Below are 14,288 nucleotides of genomic sequence, written 5' to 3'. Positions count from 1 at the left end.
GAAATCGCTTAGGTTTGTGTAAGTGTAATAATATGATTCTGGGGTGGGAATTCAGGGCGTGAAAGTGCTTAACGACCCATTGGCAGCACTAAAGTCGATGGTAATGATTTACTTTTCGCGTATATGGTAACTTGTTAATTAAATTTGGTAGTGTTGTCTGCATCCCAAATTTTTACGTTGAACCGGAGTTTATAGCATGCTCACAAAGAAACACACCATGACAGTGATAAGTTTTTTGAAAAAAAATGAATTAGTTGTCAACCAGTTTTCCTGTGAGTGAGTCTTAATAATTGAATGAACACATAAAACCATGCGCATTAAAAAAGAAATAGACTATTTAATCATTTGGAAAAAGCTTCATGGATTAGCTAGCCATGAGGAACTTGCCAGTTTTCAAGCATGGTTGCAAAGCAGCAGCAAAAACAAGGAGTACTTTTCAAAACTGCAACGCAACTATGACAATGATTCAATAAAAATTACTCAACAGGATATAGAACAATCGTGGCAACAAATTGATCCGTCAGTACAAAAAAGAAGGAGAAGCGTGTATAAGAAGTGGCTGCAGGTAGCTGCCGCTGTGATGTTACCATTAGGTCTTGCCCTCAGTGTACTCCATTTCTCAGGAAGAGACTGGCATACCGTTGAAACGGCTCATCAGATTGTGCCAGGCCACCCAATGGCGGTGCTTAAACTGGCTAATGGTGAATTCATAGAGTTGGATGCCAATGACGAGTTAACCATTATGAATGATAAAGGAATCGTAATCGGAGTGGATTCCATGGATGTGTTAACTTATGATGCAAGTAGCAATGAAACAGCATTTAATACCATCAGTGTACCACGTGGAGGTGAGTATCAGCTGGTATTGTCTGATGGCACTAAAGTGTGGCTTAACTCAGAATCATCCTTAACCTATCCGATAAGTTTTAGCAATCATCAGAGAGAGGTTTTCTTAACGGGCGAAGCTTATTTCGATGTAACAACTGATAAGGAAAAACCATTTGTTGTGAAAACTACCACATCCGATGTTAAGGTATATGGAACACAGTTCAATGTGATGAGCTACGACAGCGATAAGTTAGTCGAAACAACCTTGGTAGAAGGCAGTGTAGCCGTGATTATTGACGGGATGGAAACGCTCATTCATCCGGGCCAGCAGGCACAAATAAACAAAGTTAATAATCAGGTGTTTATCAATGAGGTAAACGTTGAACTTTACACCGCCTGGAAAGATGGCATCTTCCGGTTTGAAGAGATGAGCTTACAGCAAATGGCTGACAAGCTGGGGCGATGGTACGATGTTGATTTCTTTTTTGCCAACGAAGATGTTAAAAACAAACGCTTTACAGGTGCTGTTAAGCGTGAAACGGATTTCGGGTTTTTTATTAACCTGATTGAGGAAACAACAAAAGTTAAAGTGGAAGTAAATAATAAGGCGGTACTGGTAAAAACCTTGTATTAAAGCGTTATTATATAAATAGAAAAAGGAGAGTGTTTGAGCACCCTCCTCTATACTAAAATCAATAACCGGAAAGTCTCGCCAAAGTCAATTCCGGTAATTATTAACATTAGATCTACAAATCTATGAAAAGTTTACAAAAAAGGAGGGCTTGTTGTACCTTTATTCAAGTGCCTCGTAAAATGCTGTTAGCTATGCGGATTAGCGTTGTTTTATTGTTTGGGGTTTTCCTACAGGTATCGGCCGCTGGATGGGCGCAAAAAGTCGATATGAAGGAAACTAAAACAACTTACAGAGAACTCTTCCAGGAGGTGGAGCGACAAACAGGTTTGATCACCATCCTGAGTAATGATGAGATGGACATTAACCAGGAGGTGAATGTGCAGGAAGGGACTTTTGAGCTGAAAGAGTTGTATCAGCAGGTATTGACAGATGCCGGGATGGAGTTTCGCCTGGTGGACGGGTATATTGTAATCAAACCGGCACAGAAAACCATATTTATTGAAGAAGTGACTCAACAGGAAAGTAAAACCGTGTTACAGGGTTTTATTGTTGATGCTGAAACCAACCAACCTCTTTTAGGCGTTAATGTGGCTATTAAGGGGACTGCACAGGGAACCATTACTGATGAAAGCGGTGCATTCAGGCTGGATATTGAGGAGCAGAGTGGCACGCTTGCTTTTTCATACATTGGCTATGAAGATCAGGAGCGCCCTTTTAGCGAATCATCTTCTTTTGCCATTGTGATGGTGCCGGCCGTTAGTTCGGTGGATGAGGTAATTGTGTATGCCACCGGTTTAACCAAGATATCTAAAGAACGTGCTACTGGTTCATACAGTGTTATGACACGTGCAGATATTGAGTCGAGCCCCAATGAAGAGATTGCGCGTTCACTGGAGGGTAATGTTACTGGCTTGCAGGAAAGCTATAACCCACAAACAGGTCAAAATGAGATTACCATTCGTGGAGTTGGCACCATCAACAGTGAACGGGCTCCACTAATTGTTGTGGACGGGTTCCCGGTGGAAGGCGACTTCTCAACCATTAACCCTAACGATATTGATAATGTAACGGTACTGAAAGATGCCGCAGCAGCTTCAATATGGGGAGCACGGGCCGGTAACGGTGTGATTGTTATTACTACGCGTAAGGGTAAAAACTCAGGTAAATTTAATGTGGAGTTGGGCTCCTACCTTAAGATGGGAGAAGAGCTGGATATGGACTACAACCTGGCGCGTGCATCAATAGACAATCAGCTGGCCTACGAAAAGTATCTGGTTGATAATAATTATGGTTCATTCTGGGGGGTGCCAGATAATCTGGCGGACGGCCGTGATGTATACTCTAAAGGAGTGCAGGCCTACTGGGATCATCAGCGTGGAGTCATCAGTGCTTCTGACCTGAATGCGACTATTGCACGATTGAAGGCAACGGACTATACAGATGATGTGAAGAAATACCTGCTGCGGAAGCCGGTTACACAACAACACAATGTGTCTATCAGCGGAAGCACTGATAGAGCTTCTTATTACCTGTCGGTACTGTATAACGATGTGAAAGGTCACTACCAGGAGTCGCGTGATCAGAAAGTGTTGATTAATTTCCGTAACACGTACCAGCTGAAAGATTGGTTAGGCTTGCGCTTTGGCATTACTTCTGAAATTAAAAAGGCTAACGATAGCGGAAGTAATCTGAGTACTATTAGAGGCATTTCACCGTATGAAAATCTGGTTAATGCGGATGGGACCTATGCTCAGGTGGATCATGGATTAAACTTCAACTATATGAATCCAATTGCCAAAACGGCTGATGGATTACCATACAATAATTGGGCCTATAACCCGATTGAAGAAATGTTGAACAGAGACCTCATTACCAACTACAATAATTCTCGTATTCAGACAGGGCTGGATTTCAAAATAATGGATGGTTTGCATTTCTCGCCAAGTTTTCAGTACGAAAGGTTTACCAGCGAAACAAAGAATTACAATGGGGAAGATACCTACTATGTTCGTAATATGGCTAATGATAATGTGAAGTACGATGAAAACACAAATACGGTATCGGAAGCGTATATGCCAAAGGGTGGTGTGTTGAATCAGCGCAACTCTGAAACGGTAACTTACGACTTAAGAAACCAAATCAATTTCGATAGGAAGTTTAGTACTGATCATGAGGTAAATCTGGTAGTAGCAACCGAACATATTTGGAAGCAGACTGAAGGACATGGTAATATGTTGTATGGCTACAATCCTGATAGTCATACACATGCCCACCCGGCATATGGTTATGGCTCAAGTGCTTTCAACTGGAATACTTTAATTCCAAGTTATTATGGTGGTGGACTGTCTACGGGGCACTTTTTGAGTTATAGTAACACCCGCTTGTTCTCATTTTTTGCCAATGCGGCGTATACCTACCGTCAGAAATACACCATCACAGGAAGTTATCGTACCGATGCCTCTAACATGATTGTGGACGATCCAAAATTCAGATATTCGCCATTCTGGTCGATTGGAGGTAGCTGGAATGCCAAAAGAGAATCATTCCTGAATGATGTGGATATTCTGGACCAGTTAACGGTACGCGCCACTTATGGTATCTCGGGTAACACCGTTACAACGGCCTCTACAGTACCTGTGATCAGCTTATCTGCCGAACCATCTAATCGTACCGGCGAGCGCTCGGGCCGTGTAAGTGATTATGGTAACCCAACCTTGCGTTGGGAGCGTATCAACCAATTGAATGTAGCCGTTGACTTCTCGATGTTTAACCGCATGCTTTACGGATCGTTTGAAGTATATGATAAGCAAAGTGAGGATCTGCTGGCCAGTGTGGCAGTTGCTCCAACTTATGGCTCAACACAGCAAACATTTAATGTGGCAGAGGTTAGCAATAAGGGATTTGAAATGAGCTTGAATGGTAACCTGAAATTTGGCGGCCTAACCTGGAATCCAGGTCTTAACTATTCATACAATACAAGTAAAGTACTATCGCTGCAGGTATCACATATCTATCCTAGAACCATATCTACATACCGGTTTGTTGAGGGACAACCTGTTGCACCTGCCTATTCTTGGGTATATGGAGGCATGAATGAGGATAACCTGCCTACCATTATCGGTGAAAATGGTGTGACTTACACCATGAATGAGAACATTGGTAGCAATGGTGAAGAAGGACAGGATGTACTAAGAAATATGGGAACATTTATCGCACCAACCGTGATAGGTTTTTCCAATACCTTCCAGTTTAAGGATTTCACATTCAGAGCATTGATCACTGGTAAGTTTGGCCATGTGTTCCGTCGTCCAACCTTCTCGTACAGCATGTTGTCGCGTACCAAAGAGTTTTACCACGAAGACCTGAACGGACTGGTGGAAGGTAAAGCCAATGAAATGGGTATTCCTGCCCTGCCTGTGGGTTATGAATTTAACAGCTACCGTTGGGGATGGTACGCACCAGATTTGAATACCCTGGTGGAAGATGCCAGCCATATCAGGGTGCGTGAGCTATACTTAGGCTATAAACTGCCTGAACGTATTGCCGCTTCTATTGGTTTAGACAAGCTGACAGTATTTGCCCATGCACGTGACCTGGGTACCATCTGGACCGCCAATGATAAGGGCATCGATCCGGAATACATCAAAGGAAGCCGTTTTAACCCGGGTGCTTCATATACCATTGGTTTTAATCTAGGATTTTAAAAAAGGACTGTACTATGAAAAAGATATTATTATTACTATTAGTAGGAGCAAGCTTTGTTGCCTGTGATAGCTTTCTGGACGAGGCGCCTGAAAAGTCAAGTGCAAAAACACTTGAAACAGCTGAGGAGTTGGATATATTGCTGAATGGTGTGACTTATTCGTACTATTCGGATCCTGACTTCTTCTGTACCGATAACTTTGATATTCCTTTAGAGGTATATGATGAATTGCCCGGAGCTTTTTCGTTTAATATTATTGAGCAGTACCTATTTAACACTCAGTTAGATAATGCGCTGGACTATTGCTGGAACATGAGGTACCGCACCATCTGGTTATGTAACTATGCCATTAAAGTGCTGGATGAAAATAGTATCACCGGTTCCGAAGGGCAGAAGATGGAACTGAAAGCAGAGGCCCATTTCTTAAGAGCGACTGAATATTTTGCTCTGGCACTTAACTATTGTTTGCACCCAACTGAGGCTAATGCCTCTGAACCAGGTTTGCCTTTGAGAACATCAACCGATTTTGAAGAGAATCTGTCGCGTGCTTCATTGGCAGATACTTATCGTTTTATTGAGGAAGACCTGCAGGAAGCTTTAAAAATGGATGTGGATATTAAACGCAACTGGCGTGCCAGCAAAGCTGCCGTCGAAGCATTTGCTGCCCGTTATTATCTCTATTTGGGTGATTTTGCCAAGGCTGAACAGTACGCTGCAAGTGCACTGGCTAAGCATTCAGAAATGATTGATTACGATGCCGAGTTTTATACGGTAACTGATGCATTGGGAATTGCTTACCCAATGACAAATACGTATTATTCGTTCCGTCCGGAGTGGTTAAACTTCTGGAAAGGACAATATATGAACCGTTCTTTAACAAACGCTCACTGGAAATCGTTGCCAAGCGAGGAATTGATGAGCTTGTATGACCCACTTGATAAACGTTACGAGATGTTTATGGTTGAGAATTACCTAAAACGATTTGGCTTTGTTACTAATCAGCACGTGGGTTACATCCAGGGTGGTAACTTTGGTGAGTATATTGCAGGACCTTCAACTTCTGAAATGTATCTGATTGCTGCTGAAACAAAAGCGCGTAAGGGCGATATAGCCGGAGCTATGAATGACATTGAAACTGTTAGAGTTAACCGTTTTGCGGCTGCTGATTATGCACCGCTGGCCTTGCCGGCCAACAAAAAAGATGCCATTCAAACGGTTATTGACGAGCGTCGTCGTGAGATGCCATTTACCAGCCGTTGGTACGATATTCGTCGTATTAATGTGGATCCTGAAATTGATAATATTACCATCCGCCGTAAGTTCTACCCGCTTGATGGTAACCAGGTAAATATGGAGGCGACACCAATTGATTATGTGATCGAGCCGGGTTCACGCTTGTTTGCACGTCCGTTAAATGAGGCTGTTATTAATTTAAGTAATGGGCAAACCAAGCAAAATGAGTATTAATTGTGTGTTATTTAAATAGTTAAAGAGACTTTCCTGACATATGCATTGTGCTTAAGATGTAAGATAGTGTTGGGGAAGCTCTTTTATAAGCAACAATAAAAAAAATTAAAAGATGAAATATACTAGATATATAACCATACTGATGGCGTTCATCCTGCTTATTTCAGGTTTTACTTCCTGTGATGAGGAGTCATTCTCAAAAGGTGATTTTGAGTGGAGACAGGAGCCTATGACCTTTGTGACACCTGGAGAAAGCAAGAATTATGTTTTCCTGAATAATGCACAAGTGTTCTTAAATAATGAGATCAATTTTACAGCATCCGTGCTGCCTGCTTCAGATACTGATGCAGACAAGGTAATAAAGCTGGAAGTGTTTGCCTATTTTTATGAAATAGATGGGGATGAAACCATTGTTCATGGCGGTGATACTGGTAAGTTGTTTGACTCATTTACCGATATTCCTGACTATAGCGACCTGCAGGTGACAGTTTCCATTGATGATATTTATTCATTGTTTGAGTCAGATTTGGTGAATACCAACAGACCTGACAAACTTGTGGCTACCGACTTAATACAGTTTAAATGGGTAGTAACTGATGCCAGCGGAAGGGTAACTGATACCCGAATCGATTGCTCTGGTACGCATTGCCATTACATGTTTGGGGTTGAAGCAGGAGATGACTGTCCAAATGACTTGTCAGGTGTATTAAACTACGAAATTATCGATAAAGGTAGCGGTGCAACAGGGGCGATTGGCCAAACAGGTACAGTCACTATCACGCGTGTTTCTTATTTTGGTGAATATACCATCGATGATTGTCAGTTTGGCACTTCCTGGAATGGTAGTAAATTTCCAGCAGGATTGTTCGATCAGGATTGCGCAAACCTAATTATCCTGGAAGAATCTAATAGCACTATGTGGGAAATAACCAATATCAATGGACCAACCTGTGATATTACTTATACTTATTATTACACAGCTGGTTACGATGAGTGGGCAACAGCCCGCGTAACACGTGCTGATGGTAAAGATTGGCCTGCAGACCTGAGGGGTGAAGGACCATACCCAGGTAACTAATTATAGCTTAAAATGCCATGGCTGTTCCTTGCCATGGCATTTTTCCTACCATCAGTCTAAGCTGATGCAGAAGATACAATTTTTAATTCTCACCTTAGCTTATGAACGTTGATTGCGGGATAAGCCCAATTGACGTATAGGTTCAAAAAAAAATGATATGAGTAAATCTGTAAATCTGTTAATTTGTGCTTTAATGCTTTTTGCAACAAGTATTTATGCACAGGAAAGTAGTTTCAGAATTCATGGCACCATACAAGGGCTTGATTCTGAAGAAATGACCGTCTTTATTGACGATGCTGAAGCTCCCAACGGCTATCGCCGAGAGGAAATTAAGGTCGAAAATAATGTTTTTGACTTTACCTCAACGATTAAGGAAGTAACGCATATCACTATTTCTACCGGCGTTGATCGCGTTGTTAAATGGGCCGACAAAGGCTATATTCCTGTTAAGTCATCGTTGCTGGCCGTGTTCGTTTATCCGGGTGCCGATATTAAAGTCAGTGGTGAAGTCAGTGATTTTGTGAACGCCTATCCCGAAAGTGCGGAATATAATGCCGGGCTGACCAAATTGAATACGGCCATATATCCGGTCATGAACGAGTCAGTGAATCATACCATCAAAGCCCTTAAAGAGGAAGGCGATGAAAAGGTGGCCAGCGAAAAGAAAGCCGACGAGCTATCGAAAAAATCTCTGGCTATGAAGGAGCAGTTTATCACCGATAACCCGGACGAGCTGGCATCGGTATGGATGCTGTCGGATATGGCTTTGCGTAATCAACTGCCGATGGAACGCATTGAGGTGTTGTTTAATAACTTCACTGAAACGCATCAGCAAACCCGCTATTACCACGAAGTTAACGAACGACTGAATGGATTCAGATCCACCAAAGTAGGCGAAATTGCTCCTGATTTGGTGAGCTCTAATACTCCCGATGGAGAGCCGTTTGACTTAAAGAGCCTGAGAGGTAAGTATGTGGTGATCGATTTCTGGGGTACCTGGTGTGGGCCCTGCATGAGCGGCATGCCACACCTGAGAGAATACTACCTGAAATACAAAGACCAGCTGGAAATTGTTGGGATTGCTCAGGATAGAAACGTGAATAAATGGAAAGAAGCCATTGAAACTCATCAGATGGACTGGCACAACGTGATTAATAACGACCAGAAAAATGTGGACTGGGTGCTGAAGTTCAATGTGAGTGGATTCCCTACAAAGCTTTTATTGGATAAAGACGGTAAGATCATTGGCCGTTGGGTTGGTGAAGGCAAAGAAGGCCAAGGCCTTTATAACATGATTGATGAACTATTACAATAATTCTAAGAAGTAAACGAGATGAGATTAATTTTATTGAGCTTCGTGGGCTTGCTCCTGCTGACACAATGCCAACAACAGGGAGCTACCATAAGTTTTGAGATAAAGGCCAATGCCGAAGCACCTTTGCTGATGGGTAAATTGGTTGAGGAGTCCTATAAGGTAGATACCTTTTTTGCAGACGCCAACAACATAATTAAGATTGAGCTGGCTTCCAATGAGCTGAAAGATGTGCGATTCAACTACGAGAAGAATACGCTCAGTCCATTTATCAATGATGGCGACCGCTTGCAAGTAACCATTACACAGGGTGAAAACGGTCTGGATATTGTTTATGCTGGGGATAATGCAATGGCTAATAATTACAAGCTTGAGAGAGAACGGAGCATTAACTATGAGCTGATTCAAAAAATTTATGCCAACGATAAGGAGATTAAATCTTTTGTGGATATGGCCGCAGAGATTGACCAAATACAAGCTGTATGGATGGATCGTTTGCACAACCTGAAGGGGGTGTCGGAGAAATTTATGTCTGACGAAGAGAACTATCTGAAATACTATTTTTACTACATCAAAGGGGTATATCCATGGTATATGAATCGTCATACAGGCAAAGCCATTGACGCCGATAGTGATTATAATGCCTTTATTGCCGGTCTTGAGGAAGATACGGCTCATGAGGCAGTGGAAATGTATTACCAGGTGTTTGATCAAAAGGTAAGGTTCGCACTCAATGTCGAGAAGTCTAAAAAAGATCTAGGTGATACAGCCTACATCGTTGAATTAAATACAATTGCACAACAGATAAAGAGCAAAACACTTAAAAATAAGATGCTGTCGAATAGCATTAGTGGATACTTGTCGTGGAGCATTAATGGATTATTAGATGAAACGTATGTTACCTATCAGAACCTGTGTACCGATGAGGCCATGAAAAAGCGCGTGGAGGTATTATATACCAATGCCATTAAACTCATGCCTGGTCAGCCAGCTCCCGATTTTGATATGTACACCGCTGATGGCGAAAAAGTGATGCTGAGTGATTTTAAAGGGAAGTATGTGTATTTTGATGTGTGGGCTACCTGGTGTGGACCATGTAAGATGGAGATTCCTTACCTGGCTAAAGTTGTGGAGGCTTTGGAAGGAAATACCAATGTAGAGGTGATCAGTATTTCTGTTGATTCGGACCATGAAGCCTGGAAAAAAATGATTGAGGAAGACCAGCCGCAATGGAAACAGTTCATTGTTAATGATGCTTTTAATTCATCATTGGCAAAACAATATAATATCTCGGGCATACCGCAGTTTACGCTGATTGATCCTGAAGGGAAGATAATTGATGTGCAGGCCTTGCGACCTTCGCATCCCGATTTACTTACTTTGCTGAAAAGTTATTAGTGGGAATCTGTAATAGTTGCAAAAGTCTTTGTAATTAATTGTTTTTAAAGATTTTTTAAACTGTGCTTTTTAAGCCGTTTTATAGGGGGAAGGCTGTTCTGTATGGGACAGCCTTTTATTATGACTTAATCATAACGAATACAATTCTTTATAGCTAAAAGAGGTGTCAGGTCTGGTCCATAATAGCTTTTAAATGTTGACTCCAGGTAACATTGCATTTGGGATTTAAATGGGATAAGTTTACACCAATGGCTCTCTAAAATTCTACATATACAAGCCAATGTTCTCCTCAATATAGTTATTAAGAGGTATTTCTTATTTAATGTATAGCCATATGTTAGTAAGATAAAATTCTATTAAGAAGCTTTCTCTTTCGAGACTTACTTTTTCTTAAACAAGCCTATTGCCGTAAGTAAAATAAAAACCCAAGCTATTAGTAATAAACCTAATACTATCATGAATTTGGCTCCCGGAAGATGGAGTATTTTCCAAATTATCCCTATTGTTGTAACGATTATTGCGGAGATCAGGCTTACAGAGAAAACGATTCGTTTCATAAAGGTCTATTAATAGAATTATTTAAGTAAAATTACTGTTCAGTTCCACGAAATTAAACCATAATAAAAGTACTAATACAATGTGATAATAAATTGCTTATGGTTTTATAAAATAATGTTTGCAGTACTTATAGAGCTTATATGGATATTGTCACTTGACGTCGTTAAGTTTTGAGAATGCATTTTCAGGTAAGGCTAAAAGCCCGTTATCAATATTTACAGTGCATTTGAATGCACTATACCAAAGGAAGTTGTTATTTCTGAATAATTAAGCCGGTTGACTTAGTAGTGCCAACGCTGTGCTTGAATTGAATAATACAAATACCTTCAGGCAATTCATTTTCAACAATCATAAATATTAATGTGCCTTCTTTGGTTATCAGACTATCGTACAATAACTTAATTGCTCGATCGAATATATCTTAACTACAATGATAACGTATTTGTTTGATCTTATAATGGATACAGCTTCATGGTTATTTACATTTACACCTATTTGCAATAGCTTTGATATTACGATGCTCCTCTATATGTATGGCCATCTAAATCTAATAATATTCTGGTTGTGTATGAATAAAAAAATTCTACTATGAAAAAGTTAAATGTATTGAAAAGAGTAGTTCTGTATTATGTGCTCCTCTTGTGGCCATTTATGCTGGTGGCTCAAAATGGGAGTTTATACAAGGTATCCCTGTCAGAGCAGCTGCAAGCATCTGCTCTGGTGATTGAGGGACGGATACTTGACCAAATGGCTCTTTGGGATGATGCAGGGCAGCATATTTATACCTTGCATGAGATAGAGGTGTTTAAATCATTTAAAGGTTTACTAACGTCGAAGGTGTATGTGTTAACAGCAGGTGGACTTGTGGGCGACCAATTTGAACAGGTGAGTGATCAACCAGTGCTGCGAAAGGGCGACTGCGGCGTGTTGATGCTCAATACTTCCACTATTCAATTACCCGATGGAGTAACAAACAATAATAGCATTTTTGAGGTGGTAAGTGCAGCCCAGGGCTTTTACCGGTATGATTTTAAGGCTAATGTGGCAGCCAATGTGCTTTCATCGCACGAAAACATTGTTGATGCGTTTTACCCGGCCATTCAATCGCTTACAAAGTTGAGTTATAGAATTGTTGCCCCTTTTGTTGTTGAAGCACAAGTTCATGCAAAGGGCTTAAAGGCTACAGCAGCGGTTACCATCAGTTCCATCAGTCCGGCGCAAGCCTCGGCAGGGACGCAAACGGTGATGGTCATCAACGGCTCTGGCTTTGGTAGCGAAACAGGGCAAGTTGGATTTAAAAATGCTAACGATGGCGGTGCCACCTATTTTAATGTACAGGCCTCGGAGATAAGAAGCTGGAGTGACACCCGGATAGAAGTGTTTATTCCCTCCCATGCCGGAACCGGTAACGTCCGTGTAACCAATGCTGCTGCTGAAGTGGGCGAATCAACTGAAATTATCACGGTTACCTTTGCGCATACTAATCTGCTCTTCAGTGATCAGGCTATTATGACTCAGCTGATTGATGTGGATGGACAAGGTGGATACCTGTGGCACATGTTTACTGATTTTGATGAGAATAACAATGCTAAGGAGGCATTTACCAGGGCTTTTAATACCTGGGTGTGCGCCTCAAAAGTGAATTGGCGCCTGGGCTTGCCTACTTCAACGGATGTTACCACACAGGATGGCGAAAATGTGATTCGCTTTGATAACGGAGAAGAGCTGCCCCTGGGTGTTTTAGGCCGTTGTATAAGTTATGGTTTTCAGTGCGGTGATCCGTTGATTAATGCTGTGGTGGAGATGGATATGATTGTTAACGACACCGAAAACTGGAACTATGGGCCTGATGCCCCTTCCAGCACCGAATATGATTTTGAAACAGTAGTGTTGCACGAGTTAGGCCATGGCCATCAACTGGGGCACGTTCTTGAAAGTAATGACGTGATGTTCTATGGCTTAGGAGAGGGAAGCTCTAAAAGGCAATTGAGCAGTAACGATTTGTCAGGAGCCAATTACGTGCAAGCCAAGAGCAAAGCTACTCCGGTATGCTTTTTTAGTGTGGTTACCGATGGTGAATGTTTGTCCAACAATATTGACGAACAAACCTTATTGGATGGATTGAAGATATATCCCAACCCGGCATCCACTGTGTTACATGTGGAAAACACAGCAGCCGTTAAGCTTCACCATATGACTATTATAGATGTGAACGGGCGAAAACTAGCAACCATACCAGCTGATAATGGTGAAGGGCCGCATTCAATTGATATAAGGCGCTTAACAAGGGGCATTTATTTTCTGAATATTGTGTCAGACAAAGCCAGTGTTAGCCAGCGATTTGTGGTTAGTTATTAAAATTACATATAAAGAGAATGCCACAACTCAAGAAAAGTATTCTTAATGTTGGAATCACCTGTTGAGATACAGAAATAATGAGTCAGTAAGGGCTTAATGCAATAGATAATTGTATTTAGAGGTGCAAATTAAAGTGCTGTTACTCAACAAAAGTTACAAAAGCGTTGTTTATAGTATTATTCTAATTTTTCACTTTAATACTTTAATTATGAAAAAGATTCTCACAATATTAATAATCGGACTATTTATAGCTTCTTGCGGAAGTGATAAAACCTCAGATCCAAAACCTGAGCCAGTGATGGAGCAGGCTGAGCTGACTGCATTTAATTTTCTGCCGGTGGCCTATGGCCTCGACTGGCATGTTAATAATGAAACATTTAAAAGTAACCAGGCCTATGGCAATGGCAGTGGAGCTACTGTGGAGTGGGAAAAGGGCAGTAATAGTTTGAAGTTGGAAGTGAAGAATACCGAGAATAAAACTACTGTTATAACTGATAACCATTCGTTTGTTGACCAAAAGGAATATATCGGTGTAGTTTTTGGCACCAGTGGCGAACCTGAGTTGGAAGTACTTGAAAAAGATATGACGCCTCCGGCCTCAGGTAAAGTGCGGGTGCGCTTTTTTAATGCCTTAGATAGTGCCGGAGCAATTGATATATATCTGGGTGGTGAAACGGCCGATTATAAGAAGGTGAGCAACCTGGCTTATAAAGCAAGTACCGCCTATATGGATGTTGAGGTAAGCGCATTATCAGGTTTGGTGGTATACACTTCTACTGGTGTATTGCCGGATGATCAGACAGATATACTACGTTATTCTGGCAATCAAAGTAGTGCTGCGGATAAAATATACACTCACCTGTTGGCGCCTAAATTGGATGATTTTAGTAAGGCTGGTATTTTTATACTAAATCATTGATTATTTGGCACATCGCCGGAGGTGATTGGGTCA

The 14,288-nt window shown here is 41.4% G+C and carries 8 protein-coding genes; all 8 read left to right on the top strand.

The features are described from left to right. Positions 1-310 precede the first annotated feature (310 nt). Positions 311-1,462: a FecR family protein gene (locus tag KEM09_RS14605; protein ID WP_212229408.1), complete on the top strand. Its 1,152-nt coding sequence runs from the start codon at positions 311-313 to the stop codon at positions 1,460-1,462. A gap of 122 nt (positions 1,463-1,584) precedes the next feature. Continuing rightward, a complete protein-coding gene (locus tag KEM09_RS14600; RefSeq protein ID WP_212229406.1) occupies positions 1,585-5,166 on the top strand; it encodes a SusC/RagA family TonB-linked outer membrane protein in 3,582 nt (1,193 codons plus the stop codon). Between the two features lie 14 nt (positions 5,167-5,180). Beyond that, on the top strand, positions 5,181-6,632 hold the full coding sequence (locus KEM09_RS14595; protein ID WP_212229404.1) for a RagB/SusD family nutrient uptake outer membrane protein: 1,452 nt from the start codon (positions 5,181-5,183) through the stop codon (positions 6,630-6,632). 112 nt (positions 6,633-6,744) lie between these two features. After that, positions 6,745-7,710 carry a hypothetical protein gene (locus KEM09_RS14590; RefSeq protein ID WP_212229403.1) on the top strand — a complete coding sequence of 322 codons (966 nt, stop codon included), beginning with the start codon at positions 6,745-6,747 and terminating at the stop codon, positions 7,708-7,710. A gap of 157 nt (positions 7,711-7,867) precedes the next feature. Beyond that, positions 7,868-9,025 carry a TlpA family protein disulfide reductase gene (locus KEM09_RS14585; protein WP_212229402.1) on the top strand — a complete coding sequence of 386 codons (1,158 nt, stop codon included), beginning with the start codon at positions 7,868-7,870 and terminating at the stop codon, positions 9,023-9,025. A gap of 18 nt (positions 9,026-9,043) precedes the next feature. Next, a complete protein-coding gene (locus KEM09_RS14580; protein ID WP_212229401.1) occupies positions 9,044-10,420 on the top strand; it encodes a TlpA family protein disulfide reductase in 1,377 nt (458 codons plus the stop codon). Between the two features lie 1,146 nt (positions 10,421-11,566). Continuing rightward, positions 11,567-13,336: a T9SS type A sorting domain-containing protein gene (locus tag KEM09_RS14575; protein WP_212229400.1), complete on the top strand. Its 1,770-nt coding sequence runs from the start codon at positions 11,567-11,569 to the stop codon at positions 13,334-13,336. A 208-nt stretch (positions 13,337-13,544) separates the two neighbouring features. Beyond that, on the top strand, positions 13,545-14,255 hold the full coding sequence (locus KEM09_RS14570) for a DUF4397 domain-containing protein (protein ID WP_212229399.1): 711 nt from the start codon (positions 13,545-13,547) through the stop codon (positions 14,253-14,255). The last annotated feature ends 33 nt before the right edge of the window (positions 14,256-14,288 follow it).

The organism is Carboxylicivirga mesophila, assembly GCF_018271975.1.
In the GTDB taxonomy this organism is placed as follows: domain Bacteria; phylum Bacteroidota; class Bacteroidia; order Bacteroidales; family Marinilabiliaceae; genus Carboxylicivirga; species Carboxylicivirga mesophila.
This window is presented reverse-complemented; position numbering and strand designations above follow the sequence as displayed.

Coding starts and splice junctions, on each gene's coding strand:
- KEM09_RS14590 (WP_212229403.1), top strand. CDS start 6,745: ATGAAATATACTAGATATATAACCATACTGATGGCGTTCATCCTGCTT.
- KEM09_RS14595 (WP_212229404.1), top strand. CDS start 5,181: ATGAAAAAGATATTATTATTACTATTAGTAGGAGCAAGCTTTGTTGCC.
- KEM09_RS14605 (WP_212229408.1), top strand. CDS start 311: ATGCGCATTAAAAAAGAAATAGACTATTTAATCATTTGGAAAAAGCTT.
- KEM09_RS14600 (WP_212229406.1), top strand. CDS start 1,585: ATGAAAAGTTTACAAAAAAGGAGGGCTTGTTGTACCTTTATTCAAGTG.
- KEM09_RS14585 (WP_212229402.1), top strand. CDS start 7,868: ATGAGTAAATCTGTAAATCTGTTAATTTGTGCTTTAATGCTTTTTGCA.
- KEM09_RS14570 (WP_212229399.1), top strand. CDS start 13,545: ATGAAAAAGATTCTCACAATATTAATAATCGGACTATTTATAGCTTCT.
- KEM09_RS14580 (WP_212229401.1), top strand. CDS start 9,044: ATGAGATTAATTTTATTGAGCTTCGTGGGCTTGCTCCTGCTGACACAA.
- KEM09_RS14575 (WP_212229400.1), top strand. CDS start 11,567: ATGAAAAAGTTAAATGTATTGAAAAGAGTAGTTCTGTATTATGTGCTC.